Source organism: Rhodococcus sp. 14-2496-1d (genome assembly GCF_002259365.1).
In the GTDB taxonomy this organism is placed as follows: Bacteria; Actinomycetota; Actinomycetes; order Mycobacteriales; family Mycobacteriaceae; genus Rhodococcoides.
Genome location: NZ_NPFV01000027.1, coordinates 32,108 through 48,838 on the forward strand (window position 1 = coordinate 32,108; position 16,731 = coordinate 48,838).

Annotated in this window: 11 protein-coding genes; 2 read left to right on the forward strand and 9 right to left on the reverse strand. The window is 64.5% G+C overall.

All coding sequences use genetic code 11. The features are described 5' to 3' along the window. Nucleotides 1–42: 42 nt before the first annotated feature. The 8 genes from CH296_RS19145 to CH296_RS19180 all read right to left on the reverse strand — a co-directional run bounded on the left by CH296_RS19145 (nt 43) and on the right by CH296_RS19180 (nt 10,139). Complete coding sequence (locus CH296_RS19145) at nt 43–1,305, reverse strand: hypothetical protein (protein WP_256980509.1); 1,263 nt, start codon at nt 1,303–1,305, stop codon at nt 43–45. Beyond that, nucleotides 1,292–2,401: a glycosyltransferase gene (locus tag CH296_RS19150; RefSeq protein ID WP_094685535.1), complete on the reverse strand. Its 1,110-nt coding sequence runs from the start codon at nt 2,399–2,401 to the stop codon at nt 1,292–1,294. The genes CH296_RS19145 and CH296_RS19150 overlap by 14 nt, the downstream gene beginning before the upstream one ends. Beyond that, on the reverse strand, nt 2,391–3,656 hold the full coding sequence (locus CH296_RS19155) for a hypothetical protein (protein WP_094685602.1): 1,266 nt from the start codon (nt 3,654–3,656) through the stop codon (nt 2,391–2,393). Before CH296_RS19155 ends, CH296_RS19150 begins: the two co-directional genes overlap by 11 nt. Before the next feature lie 243 nt (nt 3,657–3,899). Next, nucleotides 3,900–5,426 (reverse strand): flippase, encoded by a 1,527-nt coding sequence (locus CH296_RS19160; RefSeq protein ID WP_094631037.1) that lies wholly within the window; start codon nt 5,424–5,426, stop codon nt 3,900–3,902. Beyond that, nucleotides 5,426–6,478 (reverse strand): glycosyltransferase family 1 protein, encoded by a 1,053-nt coding sequence (locus CH296_RS19165; protein WP_094685536.1) that lies wholly within the window; start codon nt 6,476–6,478, stop codon nt 5,426–5,428. The genes CH296_RS19160 and CH296_RS19165 overlap by 1 nt, the downstream gene beginning before the upstream one ends. Continuing rightward, nucleotides 6,388–7,761: an O-antigen ligase gene (locus tag CH296_RS19170; RefSeq protein ID WP_032394628.1), complete on the reverse strand. Its 1,374-nt coding sequence runs from the start codon at nt 7,759–7,761 to the stop codon at nt 6,388–6,390. The genes CH296_RS19165 and CH296_RS19170 overlap by 91 nt, the downstream gene beginning before the upstream one ends. Before the next feature lie 40 nt (nt 7,762–7,801). After that, the gene (locus CH296_RS19175; RefSeq protein WP_256980510.1) at nt 7,802–9,202 is read right to left on the reverse strand and encodes a sugar transferase; all 1,401 of its coding nucleotides are present in this window, start codon (nt 9,200–9,202) and stop codon (nt 7,802–7,804) included. A gap of 229 nt (nt 9,203–9,431) precedes the next feature. Beyond that, nucleotides 9,432–10,139: a GAF domain-containing protein gene (locus CH296_RS19180; RefSeq protein WP_094685537.1), complete on the reverse strand. Its 708-nt coding sequence runs from the start codon at nt 10,137–10,139 to the stop codon at nt 9,432–9,434. 168 nt (nt 10,140–10,307) lie between these two features. On the opposite strand from CH296_RS19180, the gene CH296_RS19185 reads away from it, so the two are divergent. Then, the gene (locus tag CH296_RS19185) at nt 10,308–11,426 is read left to right on the forward strand and encodes an endo-1,4-beta-xylanase (protein WP_094631039.1); all 1,119 of its coding nucleotides are present in this window, start codon (nt 10,308–10,310) and stop codon (nt 11,424–11,426) included. Between the two features lie 49 nt (nt 11,427–11,475). Next, nucleotides 11,476–12,396, forward strand: a complete 921-nt coding sequence (locus CH296_RS19190) for an alpha/beta hydrolase (protein WP_032394625.1) — start codon at nt 11,476–11,478, stop codon at nt 12,394–12,396. On the opposite strand, the gene CH296_RS19195 is transcribed toward CH296_RS19190, so the two are convergent. Further along, nucleotides 12,390–16,523, reverse strand: a complete 4,134-nt coding sequence (locus tag CH296_RS19195; protein ID WP_094685538.1) for a bifunctional nitrate reductase/sulfite reductase flavoprotein subunit alpha — start codon at nt 16,521–16,523, stop codon at nt 12,390–12,392. The genes CH296_RS19190 and CH296_RS19195 overlap by 7 nt on opposite strands. Between the last annotated feature and the right edge of the window lie 208 nt (nt 16,524–16,731).

Below are 16,731 nucleotides of genomic sequence, written 5' to 3' on the forward strand. Positions count from 1 at the left end.
CTGTGTGGCAAGGGTGGTTCGCGAAAGCGAACTCGTGACTCGTCAGGCATGGTGCAGTAGAGCGACGGGGTCTCCGCACATCCTCTGCAGCGCTGAATCGACGACCGCGACGTCGATCATCTTGCTGCAGAACGATGCCGTGTAGGTCCGCCCACCGGCAATTTCGGCAATGAGCATCGTGCAGCCGTCCGGGCCGTCCGGCTCGAGTGATGCGGCCATCTGCGGTGGCCTGCCGTCGTCGACCCAGTCGAGGTGATCGAACACTCGCACTCGCCCGAGGTCGCTGACGGCCAACCTCAATGTCCCAGGAACGTCGACGACCGAATCGTCGACCTGCGGTCCAGCGGACGACCGAACTCGCGTTGCGATGTCGCGGAGCTGCGACATCCCCAGTACCGCTATGGGCCAACCGGATTCGATCACCTCACGCATCGTCGTAGCGATAGCGACGGGTGTCGTGCCCGACGGCAAGTGAAGTGGAATACCGACGGCGAAGTTCCCGTGCGAATTCTGTTGTGCGGGATCGAGGTAGCGTCGACTGTTGAACAAGACCATGATGTGCTCGGCGACGTCGACGCCCTCTGCGCGCAGTGCCGCGCTCCACAGCGCGATCGAGATCGACGCGGCTGTCGCACCCGGCATGTTCTCGGCCGTCCAGTGCTTGAGTTCGTCCACCCGTGCTCGGCTCATGTACCCGGCACGGCTGACTTTCGCGGTTTCCCAGTTCTCGATTCTTCGGCGGGGAGCAGACCCGTCGTCGACCTCGGGTCTATGGCGTCCGCGCAGCCTACGGAAGTCCAAGATGGTCTTGGGGTTCCGAGAATAGTGACGCCACAACGCTTTCCACGTCGAACTCGCGGGCAATCCTGACGCGAGCCCGGGAACCAGTGTCCCGTCGGCATCGTCGCAGAATGCCGCCAACATCATCACGCCGATCTGGCCATCTCCGATTCCGTGCGAGTAGTCGATGGCGAGATGGTCGTCGAACACGATCACGTCGAGCGGGCTGCGCTTGCCGTCTCGGGATCGAATCTCGGTGAGCATCCGACCCAGGTCGTCCGCGGGGCCGCTACTCGCGGTGACGTTGTCACCTGCGATGTCGGTGCGGTAGCGCCAATGCCGAGTGTCCGACCGCGGTTCCAGTGCGAGGTGTGCCTCGGCATCGGCCTGTTCGGCGGCCGTGAGCGTTCGTCTCGTACGTCCGACGTCGAGACCACGAACCGGACCGACAGCGGTGATTATTCGGGTGTCGGCGAACACTCGATCCAGCGCAGTCGCGCGGTAGCGGTGCTCAGCGGACGGCATCGACGACCTCCTGCATTCGACTGCGGAAGTTGGAGCGAGAAAAGCCTTCCGCCCACGTACGGATGGCGGCGCGGTCGTAGTCCGCAGGGTCGAAGGAGCGCATGGCCTCGGCGAATCCGGCGATCACGTCGTCGTCGGAGCCTGGAGATACGTGCACCCCGGTCTTCCCGGGTACCACCGAGTCCATCGCACCGCCGTCGCCCAGGGCGATGACGGGTGTTCCGGTTGCCATGGACTCGACGGGGACGATCCCGAAGTCCTCTACGCCCGGCATCAGAAGGGCTCGCGTCGTGCGGTGCAGTTCGAGAAGCTTCTCGTGTGAAACTCGTCCCAAGAAGGTCGTTTTGGGTCCGGCGAGTTCTCGGCAGGCGTTCATTGCGCGACCGTCTCCTGCCACCACGAGGGGAACGTCGGCTTCGGCGGCAGCGCGGACAGCGATGTCCGGACGCTTGTAGGGGACAAGGCGTCCCGCGAGCAGGAAGAAGTTCTCTCGCTCGACGGACGGATCCGGTGTGAATCCCTCGGTGTCGACGGGAGGATGGACAACCACTGCGTCGTCGCGTCCCCACCAGTTGTCGATACGACGCGCAACTGCACTCGAATTGGCCACCACGGTGGTCAGTTTCGGTGCGGCGGCTATCTCGCATCGACGTGCGACGGCCGACAATGCCGTCAGTATCGCCGCTCCGGCTCGACCGCCACCCTCGCCTGCGCGCAACTCGGGGTCCCAGGCCCACCGTGCCGGGCTGTGTACATAGGCGATCACCGGGGAGTCGGTGGCGAACACGGCCTGGGTAGCGAAGGCATGGTGGCTGACGACCACGGCATCGAAACCGGTGAGCGGCATTCGGCGGAAGGCCAGCGGCATCAGCGGAAGAACGGGCGCGTACGACCGTTGGCCCAACGCGTTGTACACCCGATTGAGGCCGGTCGTGTGCGGCTCGCGACTGATTCCGGCCGGTACCCCTGACGGCCGAGAGATCGGCGCGAACACCTCGGCCGCAGGCCAGTGCAGAGCAAGTTGTTCGATGACGTGCTCGGATCCGGCGATCTCGGTGAATCTTTCGTGTACGACGGCAATTCTGTCAGCTGGCATGTCTCTGGCCTTCCGGCGCGATCGTCTGTGCGGTCCGTTCCACCCGTCGGGTCGACTTACCGCTCTGCAGGACCAGATGTACGGGGATGTCGAAGTCGTCGAGCAGCCGCAGTGCGGCGGTTGCCGCCTTCTTGTCTCGTCCGCGTTTCGAAACCAGCACCACCACGGTCTCGACGTCACCCACGTCGAGGTGCTGCCACCACTGGTCCGATACGCCGAATTCTGCGGTGGCTCGGCGAGGTTCGGTTGTCCGGTCCTGATCGTGATCCGACTCCGACACGGCACCCTCGCCGACCAACAGGACGATCACGCTCTCGCCCTTGGGAGCAGCGTGTCGAGCGCCTCTCGAGGCAGTCCGGTCGCCGCGTTCGAGCGCAGCGATCCGCGCAGCTACGGCAGGCGGCACCGTATCGCCCGACTTCGGGTCGAAGTGTGCACCGTACTTGCGCGAGACCCGACGGGCCCAGGAGCGAGAGGGCTTGCGTCCGAGGCGTCCTCGGAGCAGCACGATCAGTTCGGCCGCGACGATGAGAGCAGCGAGCGCTGCGACGAGTGCCTCCGAGACCGGTTTCGGCGATACCGGAGTGGTGCTCTGGTCGGGGTTCGACAGCACGACGAGTCGATCTCCGCCCGCTGTGGCCTGAACCTCGCTCAGGCGGGCGCGCAGATCGGCCAGCTCGGAGACGGCCGCGGGCCGACTCGGATCGTCGGGTGCCAGGGCATCGATTCGAGCCTGTTGCGCGTCGACTGCGGACTGTGCATCGCTCGTACGATCGCCGGAGTCGCGAATTGCATTGGCAGTGCTGGTGCTTGCCATGGTCGACACCATCGCCTCGGCCAGATCCGCGGCGAGTTCGGGAGATCGGGTTGTCACTGTCACGATGAGCAGTGCAGGCGAGGTGCCGGGGGAGAGCTCCACGCTCGAGGCGAGTTCCGCTGCGTCCATACCGGGATCGACCTGAGCGAGTACCTCGTCGAGAACACTGCGATCGGTTGCCAGTTCCATGAACGGCGCGCGCATCTGCTCGATGAACGCGTCACCGGGGACAAGAGTCTGGGCCGGTTCGATCTCGGTGACGACCGACGCGGCGTACTGCTTGTCGGTGAGTTCGGTCCTGAGGTAGAACACCCCTGCACCGACCAGCAGCGCGATGACGAGGGCTGGCAGAAATGCTCGGCCCAGCTCACGCATGTGGCCGGCCAGGTCGATGGGTGGGGGTACGTCGCCTCGGTGTACGGCATCGTGGACGGACATCAACCGCATATCCTTCCGTCGTTGATGCGAGCGGATGTACCGCTTCGGCGATTCGTGGAGCCGACGGGCTCGATGATAGCCGGGGTCGGGTGTCGGTCGCGTAGCCGTGCCGCCCGTGAATGAAATTGCACATCAACAACATTGGAATAACAAGCACGGTGATTTGTTGCGATCGCGAAACCGAACTTCGAGTCCGGACCGAGCTGCCCGAATCGGGCGATGTGTCCGTTGTTTCCGTGGTTCTCACTCGGATCGCGCACGGTGCCGTCCTTTCTCTGCCGCTCCCGGCAGTGGTGACTCGACGAGTCCGATCGCAACGAGCGCGTAGAGCACTATCGCGACCAGCAGCGCCGCCGCAGAGGAGACGAGCAGCCACAGGCCGGGGTGGTACTGCACCAGGAACCAGCCGCCGACCGTTGCAGCTGCCGCGATCACGACGACGACCGAAATCGACCGCACAGGAAACAGTTTGGAAATCGGCATACTCCGCGCGATCACTGCCCACAGCAGGACGAGCGTGGTTCCGATCGTCGCTACCGTGGAGATTGCAGCTCCGTCGTACGACATTCGCGGGATCAGAACGAGGTTCAACCCGACGTTCAGGGCCAGGCCGACCAACGCCACCACGGGGTAGTGTCGCTGCATTCCGGCCGATGCGAGCACGAAAATGCCCAGCATCACCAACGACATCAGCGCAGCGCCGATCACGAGCAGACGGGCTGCGTGAGCTCCGTCGACGAAACGGTCGCCGTACAGCAAGCCGATCAGCGGCTCGGCGGACGGTACGAACGCCGCGACAGCCATCGCCCCGAACAGTGCGAACAGCAGTGCAGCCGAACGTGTGCGCGCTCGAAATGCTGTCGTGTCGTGGGGCCACGACGCGACGAGCAGGGTGCTGATCGGTGCCACCGCGGCCAACACGAAGGTGTCGATCATGTCCGAGAATTTGTAGCCGATGGAGTACAGTCCCACGGCCTCGAACGTGTCGAGCAGGCTCAGCATCAACATGTCGATCTTGAGCATGGCGATGGTGAGAGCGAAGCCGATCGCCAGTGGTACGGCCTCTTTCAGATAGGGCCCCCAGCGACGGATTTCGATGTGCCGTGACGGTCGCAGACCCATGGAACGGTTGCCGATGCCGAAGCCCTTGGTCACCAACTTGAACACTTCGTTGGCCACGGCCGGGAGAACGAAGATCAGCAGGGTGGGGGCAAGCACGGCCGCCAGGACGGTCAAGGCCAATTGGAGTGCTTGGCCTGCGCTTTCGGCGACGGCCACCAGGACCAGGCGATGACGGCTCTGGAAGAGGACGCTCAGGGCGTGGCCAGGCGTGGCGAACACGACAACCAGTCCACCCACGACCGTGGCGAGAACCACTTCGCTCGGATACTGCAGCAGGAGAACGTATGCGACGGCCAGCACGTACCCCAGCAGCCCGAGGACGGTCCGCAGAGCCAGGAACGACGATGCCGTTCGACCGATTTCCTCGGGATCGTCGTCCATCAACTTCGCCAGCACGACGCGTCCGACACCCAGATCGGTGACGACGGACATCAAGCCGAGCAGCGCGAAGACGAAGCTGAACTGACCCCAATCGTCCGGTCCGAGGGACCGCGCGACCACGACGCTGCCTGCCCATCCCAGGGCTGCGATGATCACTCGGCTGATCAGGACGGCAATCGTGGCCTTGGCAGCGGCCTTCGGATCCGCGGCCACTGCACGGTAGTCGGGAGGTTGCTCGGTGCCGTCGAGTGCGAGGTCCTCGGCCATCAGACCACGCCTGCGGCTCGATATGCGCCGGCGGTGAGCTCTGCCGTTCGACGCCAGCTGATCTCGCGGGTTGCCACGGCTGCCGCGTCGACGAGGGCTGCGCGGGTATCTCCGTCGAAAGCGATGGGTTTCATCGCCTGTACCCAGTCGTTCACGTTCTCCGATTCGACGAGAACGGCACCGTCGCCGACGACATCGGGGAGGGCACCGACGGCACTGGCGACGACCGCGCCGCCCGAGGCCATAGCCTCGACGGGCGGGAGTCCGTAGCCCTCGTACCGAGAGGCGTACGCAGTGATGGTCGCGGCGGCGTAGAGGCCGGGCAGATCCTCGACGTCCACGTACCCGAGCCCCTGGGAATTGCGGGGGGCGTGGGGGCCGGTGGAGCCGGCCCCGGCCAGCAGGCACGGTAGTCCGAGACTCTCCGCTGCGTCCGCCACCAGCTGAACGTTCTTGCGAGGCTCCACCGTTCCGACCTGCATGACGAAACGGTCCGGCAGGTCGTACTTGCGTCGAACGGCGTCCACGCGGCCCTCGCTGGGGACGCGAGCCCACGCTGCGGGTGCCAGGCCGACCACCGTGGCGTCGCGCCCGCTGACCGCCTTGATTCGATCGGCGGTGAACTGCGAGACCGCGATGAGCAGATCTGCGCGACGCAGTGCGCGCCGTACCAGTCTCTGCTCACCCAGTGCGCGAAATCGACTCGAAGCCGACGGCATGTCGATGACCGAGAGGTCGTGCACCGTCGCAACGGTGAAGGCCTTGGTGAGGAACGGCAGGTCGACGTCGAGGCCGTGCACCACATCGCAACGACCGACGGGGAGGGCACCGAGCACAGCGCGAGCCGCACCGCTGGTGACCGGCCTCTCCATCGCCGCGACCGAGGGTGGCAGATCGCCGACGGCGTCGCGCTGCACGCACGCGGCGAGATCGGTACCCGGTAGGCAATGTGGGAGCTCGTTCAGGAGTTCGCGAATGTAGGTCTGTACGCCGCTTCCGCCCGGTCGGAGGGCGAGCGCCCCGAAAACGATTCGTGTTGCGCTGCTGCGCATCCCACCACTCCTAACAAGAGCCAGAAATAGACATCGATCGGAAAGATCTCGAAATACGTGGAGACGAGACTGGCGAACATCGCGGCGACGATCGACGCACCGACTCCGAGGGCGAGCGCACCGTCGCTACCCGGTAGTGCCCGGGACAGGCGGGTGCACCACAGCAACGACGTCACCAACAGCGCCACGACGGCCCAGAGGCCGATCGGCCCCAGTTCGAGCAGCGCCTTGACGTAGTAGTTGTCCGGTTGATAGTTGGTCGACAGTCCGGATCGAGTGAACGCCTGACCCTCTGCGGTGGAAATGCGGTCTGCTGCAGACCCACTCGATCCCAGCCCCGTCCCGACTGGATGAACCAGAATGCTGGCGATGATGTTGGCCCAGCCGTCGCCGCGTTGACCCAGGCTGCTCGACGAGAAGAAGACCGACGTGATCTTGGGTACGAAGGGGACCGTGACGGCGACGGCCACTGCCGCCAGCGCGAACGGCGCGGCGAGGTAGCGGAAACGCACGGCGATCAAGTAGACGGCCCCGACGGCGAGTCCGAGGATCGCGCCTCGCACGATCGAGCTGGACATCGCGATCACCATCATCGGAGTCGCGCAGAGGAACAACAGGTTTCGCCGCCGACGCGGATCGGCCAGCGCTACCGCACCTCCGACCAGCAACGCCAACATCACGTACAGGCCGAAGGGGAACGGCAGATTGAACGTGCTGAACGTACGCAGCAGTCCGCCCGATGTTCGGACCTGCGTGCCGTATTCGTACCCCAGCGACACCAGTGCGGCGGGACCGGCCACCAGTTGCGCTATGCCGACCGCCGACGTGAACACGCCCATGCCCATGAGAACGGAGACGAGGTGGTCCCGATCGGTGGCGTCGAACGGTGCGAGCCACATGACGACCACCAGCAGGATGTAGAAGAAGGTGACTTTGATGCCGAACACGCCCACGACTCCGTACGTGGCGAACGCCGACACGCTGCCGAACACGACGAAGACCGCAGCGGCCGGCCACCACGGCACGAACACTCGAGGCGACGAGCCGCGGACGTGCCGTGGTCGACGCAACCACGCGCACAGGACCGTGAAGACGACGAGACCCTCCTTCCAGCCCGATACGATCCCGGGGAGGGGAACGAGAACCAGAAGTCCGTGCAGTGGAACAAGTCCGGCCAGCAGGAGAACCCCGCGCTGTGGCCGACGGTAGATCGCCGAGGCCACCGCACAGCCCAGCGCGAGCACCAGCGCTGCGCCGACACCGAGCGCGACGTACGTGATCACGCGGTGCCCCGAACGCGGTCGTGTTCGGCGTAGACCACGATCAGTCCTCGGCGCGCTTCAGAACGGCGAGAACCGTGAGAAACAGGATCTTGACATCGAGCCACACCGACCAGTTCTCGATGTAGTAGTTGTCCCACTCGGCGCGGTCGGCGATGGACGTCTGTCCGCGAAGGCCGTGCACCTGTGCCCATCCCGTAACACCTGCCTTCACGCGATGCCTCTCTCCGTACCGACGGATCTGCATCTCGAACAGGTCGACGTACTCGGGGCGCTCCGGCCGCGGACCGACCAAACTCATGTCGCCGCGAAGGACGTTGAGCAGCTGCGGAAGTTCGTCCATCGAGGTCTGTCGCATGATCTTTCCCACGCGCGTTCGTCGATCGACACCTTCGACGCCGCCGGGCGCGTCACCGGCCTTCCGCTCGAACTCGGCGTCGGAGGCACGGGGAGGCCGCATGGAACGGAACTTCAGGCAATCGAACGGCAATCCGTCGCGCCCGATTCGCTCCTGCTTGAAGAAGATCGGTCCAGGGGAACTCAGGCGCACGAGCAGCATCAGCGTCAGGAAGACGGGGGAGAGCAGCAGTAGGCCGAGCGCGGTCAGAACCCGATCGAGAACTCCCTTGAGTGCGAACTGCCACCCCTTGGGGTTCACGTGCGGTAGCACCATCAACGGCAGACCGCCGATGTGCTCGACGCGGGCATTGACACCTACTGCGTCGTACAGCCTCGGCACCACCCACACTCGCATGCCGAGTCGATGCGCTGTCCTTATGGCACCGAGGAGCTCCCGATCCTCCGTCGGTGCGAACGCGACGATCAGTTCTTCTGCTGCCGTTCTGCGAGCGATGGTCTCGAAGTTGCTCGGAACTCCGAGGTGAGGCAGATCGGCCGGGTCGCCCGCCGAGGACAGGTCGGTGACCGGTGCCTCGCCCACGTAACCGACCGGAAGCAGACCGTACTCCGGGAATTGCCGTGTCCGTGAAACGAGTTGGTGGGCAATCGGATCGTTGCCCAACACGATGGTCGGTGCGGCGGAGCCGTACCTGGTTCGAATCAACCGCTGCACGACGACACGGATCAAGCGAGCAACGGCGATCGTCGCGGCACTCGCCACCCAGATTCGCAGTACGACGGCACTCGGCCGATAGTCGGTGTCGGCCACGAACATCGAGACCATCAACGCCAGTGATGCGAATGCGACGGCGGTTTCGGCCGGCCCGATCTCGTCGAGGAAGTTGCGCCGGAGTCCGCGGCGATACATCGACTTGGCGGCGAGGATGCCGACGAGGAGCGGCAGGAAAAGCCATGGCAGCCAGCCGGTCTCGGTGAGACTCCCCGAATACCACAGCAGTGCTGCAACCACGGCCACGACAGCAGCGAGGACGTCGACGGCCACGGTGATCGCCGAGTGCCACGGATCGACTCGGAGTCGATCCACGAGTGTTCGAGAGTCTACGACTGTGTCCGCCTCGGCAGCCCGAGAGCTGGTGCGCAATGAATCCAGGGTTTTGGGCACATCTACTTCCGGTGGCTAGTTCGGATCGGTGGTCCCGAATATCCCTTTTAATGTATACCGGGACGAAAGAGGCAACCCGGTCGACTTGTCAAAAAAACTCGAAGTCGGTTGTGGGCCGAAAAATGCTAATACCCGATGGGTATTTCGCCGGTTATTCGAAAATTCGCTCGCGAATGATCCACGCCAAATCCTGCAGTATCTGTACGTGGCCGGTAGTCCATTGACGGGGCTGCTGATCCCATACACAGAGGGTTCCGACTGAATGGCCCTCGTCGTCGGTGAGCGGGACTCCGAGGTAGGACACGAGCAGGTTGCCCTGCACCGACGGGTGATCCTTGAGCATGTCGTTGAGCCGTGCGTCCTCGACGACGAGTGGTTGTCCGAGGTCGATCGCGTAGCGGCAGATCGATCCGTCGAGAGGAACCTCCTGCGCGCCACCGAGTTCCGCAGGCAGCCCGAGAGCGCTCTTGAAGTACTGACGTTTGTCGTCGAGCAGCGAGAACGCAGCCGACGGAACGCTGAGGGCATCGGCCACCATGGCGACGACCCGGTCGTACCCGGCGTCGGAGTCGGTGTCCATCAAGCCCGTTCGGGTCACTGCGGCAAGCCTGTCCGGGTCGTCGATCGGGGTGCCGAACACTCGGGTGGCCTCGATCGGGTCGACACCGTTGTCCACGCCCTCCTGTAGAACTCGAAGCAGCGCACCGACCTCGGAATCGGGATCCTCGGTCAGCTCTCGCACGATCTGATCGACCACAGCGCGTCGAATGTATGCCTCGGGGGACAGACCCGACTTCTCCGCTTGTGTGGCCAGCAACTCGTTCAGGCGGTCGTCGAAACCGGGAAATCCTGTTGTCATTGTCCAGATGGTAGTACAGGCCGTGACGTCTCACCGACGCCCGAGTCACTGCATTCCATAATTCGGTTTTCGGCGTGGTTCTGCGGCCGAGGACCGAGACAAACCCAGCTGCGAAGCAATATTGCCGGTATTCGATTTCGAATTCACCGAGGTTGCTAACATCTGCCGATGAAACCGAGTTCACCGCGGCGAGCGGCAACCGCGCTTGTAGTCGTGTTGTTGTCCCTGGCTGCCGGGTCGATGCCGGCGGCCGCATCCGTCCTGCGGGAGCAACAGGTACCGGGGGACAATCCGCCGTGTTCGCGGCAGTCGGATGCCGTTCGGATCGGAGTGTCACCGGGCGCTTCGATAGGTGCGCTGTCTCCGACGGATCTGGATCGAGAACTGACGCTCGCCCGCGACGCGGGGTCCTTCGCGGTTCGTCTCGACATCGATTGGTCTGCCATCGAGTCGACGCGGGGCAGGTTCGACTGGAGCCGAACGGATCGGGTGATCGATGCCGTTGTGGCCCACGGGATGTGCGTGCACGGCATCGTCGCGTACACACCGCGATGGGCACGTGTAGCCGGTGCCGTCAACGATTCGCACTCCCGTCCTGCGAACCCTGCGACCTTCGCTGCGTTCGCCAAGACCGTGGTTCAGCGGTACCAGAGCCGAATCAAGATATGGGAAGTGTGGAACGAGCCGAACATCGTGACGTTCTTCAAGCCCGTTCCCGATGTGGCGGCCTATTCGGCGCTGCTTCGAGCGACCTACACGGCGATAAAGCAAGTACAACCCGATTCCACCGTGCTCGCAGGCGGGATGGCACCCTCCGAGGACAAGGACGGCAACATCGCGGGTACGACGTTCCTGTCGAAGATGTACGCGCAAGGATCCAACAAGTACTTCGACGCCTTCAACGTTCACCCCTACACGTGGCCGTACCTACCCAACGACCCGGACACGGCGTCGTGGAACACCGCCATGAAGATGTGGTCCATGCGAGACACCATGATCGCAGGCGGCGACAGCGGCAAACAGATCTGGATCACCGAGTTCGGAGCGCCAACCGGGACCGCACCCAACAGTGTCAGCGAGCAGGTGCAAGCGGACAGCATAGGGATCGTTCTCGATGCCGTCCTCGGCAACGACTGGCTCGGACCGGCCTACGTGTACAGCCTGCGCGACGCCGGCACCGATACAGCAGACACCGAGCAGAACTTCGGCTTGGTGCAGCGCGACTGGACGCCCAAGATCGCCTACGGACGCGTCGACGCCTACGCCGCCGAGCACTCCGGACGCTGATCGACCGACTCTCGGCCATTGCTTCGACCTGGTGAGCTATTGTCTGCGCATGAATTCGCAGCCGGGGGGCTCGATCCCAGATCGCATCGATGTCACGTTCGATTCTCACGGTGACGCCTGCGCGGCGTGGCTCTATCTTCCGAGGGACACCGGCCCGGCTCCGGTGATCGTGATGGGGCACGGCCTCGGCGGAACTCGGGAGATGCGGCTCGACGCCTATGCCGAGCGCTTTCGCGCCGCGGGATACGCCTGCCTGGTGTTCGACTATCGCTACTTCGGGGCCAGCGGCGGCGAGCCACGACAGCTGCTCGACATCGACGCGCAATTGCAGGACTGGGCCTCGGCGATCGCTCATGCCCGCTCACGTGCAGATGTGGACAACTCCCGAATCGTGTTGTGGGGCTCGTCGTTCGGCGGTGGTCACGTCATCGTCGCCGCCGCCCGAGACCAGCAGGTCGCGGCAGTGATCTCGCAGTGTCCGTTCACCGACGGAATTGCCTCGGGACTCGCGTCGAACACCTGGACATCGATGAAGCTGTCCGGCCGGGCACTGGGTGACCTGGCAGGTTCGGTGATCGGTCGACCGCCGCTGATGGTGAACACGGCCGGACGACCCGGGACGACCGCGCTGATGACCTCACCCGACAGCTACGACGGTTACCTGGCACTCGCGCCGGACGCCGACGAGACCTTTCACAACCGAGTCGCAGCCAGAGTTGCGCTGCATATCGTGCGGCACCGGCCCGGGCGTCGGGCCAAGGACGTTCGGTGCCCCATCCTGTTCGTCGTCTGCGAAACGGACTCGGTTGCGCCGGCGAAGGCCACTCTGCGTTACGCGCGTACGGCACCGCAGGGCGAGATCAAGACCTACGACGCCGGTCACTTCGAGATCTACCTGGGTGAGGCGTTCGAGCGAGTGGTGGCTGATCAGATCGAGTTCCTCACCCGCACGGTTCCACCGACTCAGTAGACGTCGCGTACGTATCGCTTCTCTGCGGCAAGGGCTTTGACGTAGGCCTCGGCACTGCTGGGAGCGAGTTTGCCGTGTTGTGCCACCACGCCCTTCAGCGCGGCGTCCACGTCTTTCGCCATTCTGGACGCATCGCCGCACACGTAGAAGTGGGCACCGCGGTGAATCCAGTTCCACAGCTCGGCCCCGTGCTCGCGCATCCGATCCTGGACGTAGACCTTGTCCTTCTGATCACGCGAGAAGGCGACGTCCAGGCGGTTCAGCGACCCGTCGCTCAGCATCGCAGTCAGTTCGTCGCGATAGTAGAAGTCCGTGTCGGCGTGCTGTTCACCGAAGAACAGCCAGTTGTGGCCGGTGTGCCCGAGTGCGCGACGCTCGTGCAGGAAGGCGCGGAACGGGGCGACGCCGGTACCCGGGCCCACCATGATCATCGGGGTGGTGGGGTCGTCCGGCGGCTTGAAGTGCGAGGTCTTCTGCACGAAGATTCCCACATCGTGATTCGACGCATGGTCAGCGAGGTAGGTCGAGCACACGCCACGTCGCGGAACTCCGTGCACGTTGTACCGCACCGCCGAGACCGTCACCTGTACCTCGTTGGGGTTCTCCTTCGGACTCGACGAGATCGAGTACAGCCGTGGCTGCAACGGTTTCAGAACTCCCAGCCAGTCGTCCACCGAGGCTCGAACCGGGTGTGCAGCAAGCACGTCGATCGATTGACGACCCCACATCCAGTCGGACAGTGCATGCTTGTTGTCGGGATGCAGCATCGCCTCGAGATCGTCGTCCGCAGTCCGTCGATGGACGAACTTCAGCAGATCCGGTGTTGCACGGGCGATCTCGAGGTGGCGGCTCAGCGCCGTGCGCAGCGACATCGAGCCGTGTCCGGCGAGGTCGACGGCTGCATCGCTGTCCAGGCCGGTGGCGTCGAGCCACTCGTCGACATAGGCATCGCTGTTTCGCGGCCACACTCCGAGCGCGTCGCCTACCTCGTACTCGAGCGTGCCGTCGGGCAGATGGAATCCGAACTGACGGACATCCTTGACCGATCCGCGTGCGGTCAGTACCCGATTTCGTACGAGAGTCGTCACCAGCGGTGACTTCTTGCTGTACCGCTCCGGCTCCGCGCGGGTCTGCGGAACGGTGCGGGCAGACTCCACCCGTGCTTCCTCGATGGTGGTGTCGTCATCGCGCCGAAGCAGATCGACCACCGCATCGAGCCACGCCGCCGCCTCGCTCTCGTAGTCGGGCTCGCAGTCGACGCGCTCGAGCAGTCGCCGGCCACCCAGCTCGGCGAGACGCTCGTCGATCCTGCGTCCGTGGCCGCAGAAGTCCGCATAGCTCGAGTCCCCGAAAGCGAGTACGGCATAACGGATTCCCGGAAGCGTCGCCGCGGACTCGGCGGCGAGGCTGTCCCAGAACGTCGCACCGTTGTCGGGCGCTTCGCCGTCACCGGTGGTACTGCTGACGATCAGCACATCGGCCTCGGCGGGCACACGATCGACGGTGAACGTATCCATCGAGTGTTCGGCTATCGTCAGACCGGCTCCCCGCAGGTGGGCCAGGCAGGACTGGGCGTACTCCTCGGCGGTGCCGGTCTGCGAGGCCCAGAGCAGCAGCACCGGGCGACCGCCTGGATCAGCAGTATCGGCCGATACGCCGGAGACAGCACCGTCGGTGTCGGGCCTACGCGAGAACAGTCCTGCGAGAACGCCGTCGAGCCATGCGTGGGTCTCGGGGGACAGGGGAGTCTGCGACGGCAGGGTGGGCGTTCCGGCGGCGCTGCGGCCCGCCTCACTGCCCAGACCGTCGAGAAGTCCTGCGATGTAACGCTGCTCGATTGTGGTCAGGGGTTCCGAAGGGCGCGCAGGGCGGCCGACGATCGTGGCGAGTGCATCGACCGGATCGTGGGAATGCTCGTCGTCCGCGGGTGAGGGTGATCGGGCTGCAACAACTCTCGTGAGCGTGACAGCGCACGCCTTGAACTCGGGTTGTTGAGAATACGGATCGATGGCGTCGTTGGTGACGGCATTGATGGCGAGATACTCACCGAATTCGTCGTTCCAGTGGAAGGGTGCGAAGCAGCTGCCCGGGAGCACTCGATCGGTGACGACGGCAGGGAGGACGGCTCGGCCTCGGCGGGACGCGACCTCGACGCTGTCGCCGTCGATCAGACCGAGCCGATCGGCGTCGTGTGGGTGCACCTCGACGAAGGGCCCGGAATCGAGTTTGTTCAGTTTGGCGACCTTGCCGGTCTTGGTCATGGTGTGCCACTGGTGCGGCAGGCGCCCGGTGTTGAGCAGAAACGGGTAGTCGTCGTCGGGCATCTCGGCAGGCATCATGCTGGGCCTGGCGAAGAACTGAGCCCGACCGCTCGGGGTGGGGAAGGACAACGCGGGGATCGAACCGTCCTCGGCCACCCGTCGTCGTTGGCTGACCCCGTCGTTGAGGTAACGGATCGGGTGCCGGGTGGTCGACGCGTCGGGCGGACACGGCCACTGGATGGGACTTTCGCGCAGGCGATCGTAGGTGACTCCGCGAATGTCGTAGCCGGTGTTCGGATTCCAGAACTGCTTGATCTCCTCGAACACCTCCTCGGCGCTCGCATACGTGAAGGCATCGGAGTACCCCAGCGCGCACGCCATGTCGGCGATGATCTTCCAGTCCGGCAGCGCACCGCCCGGTGCCTCGAGCGCCGGTTGGAACAGTGTGAGGTTGCGTTCGGAGTTGACCATCACTCCGTGCGCTTCCGTCCACAACGCAGCGGGCAGCATCACATCGGCGTACTCGTTGGTTTCGGTATCGGCGAAGGCATCCTGAGTGATGACCAGCTCGGCGCGCTCGAGACCGTCGATCACCGTCGTTCTGTTGGCCACCGAGGCAACCGGATTGGTGCAGATGATCCAGCAGGCCTTGATCTCACCGGCAGCGAGCTTGGCGAACATCTCGATGGTTCCGCCGCCGACGTCGGTGCGCAGAGTTCCACGCGGAACGCCCCATCGATCCTCGACGAATTCGCGGTCGGCGTCGTTGACCACCGCTCGCTGTCCCGGCAGCCCCGGGCCCATGTATCCCATTTCCCGTCCGCCCATGGCGTTCGGTTGACCGGTCAGTGAGAACGGGCCGCTACCGGTCCTGCAGATGGCACCGGTCGCCAGATGGAGGTTGCACAGCGCATTGGTGTTCCAGGTTCCGTGCGTCGACTGGTTCAGGCCCATAGTCCAGCAGCTCATCCAGTTCTCTGCGCCGCCGATCATCGCGGCGGCGGCCCGCAGGTCTTGCTCAGCGAGACCGGTTGCGGCGCAAACCTTCTCCGGGGTGTAGTCGCGGAGGAACTCCGGCATGGCGTCCCACCCGTCGGTGAACTCCGCGATGAACTCGGGGTCGATGTCGCCGTTCTCGACGATGAGCGCGAGCAGACCGTTGAGCAGCGCGAGGTCCGAACCCGGTTCGAGTTGCAGGTGCAGGTGGGCCTTGTCCGCGGTGGCGGTGCGACGGGGGTCGACGACGATCAGCTTCGCGCCTGCCTTGACTCGGTCCATCATCCGCAGAAAGAGAATGGGGTGACAGTCGGCCATGTTGGAGCCGATGACGAAGAAGACGTCGGCGTGGTCGAAGTCCTCGTAGGATCCAGGCGGGCCGTCGGCACCGAGCGACTGTTTGTATCCGGTTCCCGCGCTCGCCATGCAGAGTCGGGAATTGGACTCGATCTGGTTGGTGCCGATGAAACCCTTGGCCAATTTGTTCGACAGGTACTGGGCCTCGATCGACATCTGCCCCGAGACGTACAGCGCGAGCGCATCGGGACCGTGTTCGTCGATGATCGCTCGCAGCCGCCGGGCGGTGTCGTTGATCGCCACCGAAGTGTCCGTGCTCTCCGGGCGCTCGCCGCGGCGGTGCCGAATTCGAGCCTTCTCGAGCCGTCCGGGTCCGGCGAGCATGTCCGCGGTGGTGGTTCCCTTGGTGCACAGCCGGCCGAAGTTGGCCGGGTGAGACTTGTCGCCGACGGATTTGGTGACGACAGGCCTGGTCGCGGTGGTATCGGAGGTCAGGGATGGGCCGCCGACCTCGAGCACCATGCCGCATCCCACGCCGCAGTACGCGCAGAGTGTCTTCACCGTGGTGACCATGCATTCCACAGTGCCCGGCCCAGGGTGCGCCGTCATTACACCTCAGTTAGCCGGATATGACGTTGTCCTCACCATGCTCCGCCGAAGGCGGTGATGCGCGCCCGAGGAACGCAGGAAGCGGACGTGAGGTAACACGAACTTCCCGGTCTGCGATTGGTACTCGAACGTTACTCATCGAACGGGCTGTCGAGTGGAGTGTCCGATTCTT

Coding starts and splice junctions, on each gene's coding strand:
- CH296_RS19150 (WP_094685535.1), bottom strand. CDS start 2,401: ATGCCAGCTGACAGAATTGCCGTCGTACACGAAAGATTCACCGAGATC.
- CH296_RS19160 (WP_094631037.1), bottom strand. CDS start 5,426: ATGGCCGAGGACCTCGCACTCGACGGCACCGAGCAACCTCCCGACTAC.
- CH296_RS19185 (WP_094631039.1), top strand. CDS start 10,308: ATGAAACCGAGTTCACCGCGGCGAGCGGCAACCGCGCTTGTAGTCGTG.
- CH296_RS19145 (WP_256980509.1), bottom strand. CDS start 1,305: ATGCCGTCCGCTGAGCACCGCTACCGCGCGACTGCGCTGGATCGAGTG.
- CH296_RS19180 (WP_094685537.1), bottom strand. CDS start 10,139: ATGACAACAGGATTTCCCGGTTTCGACGACCGCCTGAACGAGTTGCTG.
- CH296_RS19165 (WP_094685536.1), bottom strand. CDS start 6,478: ATGCGCAGCAGCGCAACACGAATCGTTTTCGGGGCGCTCGCCCTCCGA.
- CH296_RS19195 (WP_094685538.1), bottom strand. CDS start 16,523: ATGGTCACCACGGTGAAGACACTCTGCGCGTACTGCGGCGTGGGATGC.
- CH296_RS19190 (WP_032394625.1), top strand. CDS start 11,476: ATGAATTCGCAGCCGGGGGGCTCGATCCCAGATCGCATCGATGTCACG.
- CH296_RS19155 (WP_094685602.1), bottom strand. CDS start 3,656: ATGTCCGTCCACGATGCCGTACACCGAGGCGACGTACCCCCACCCATC.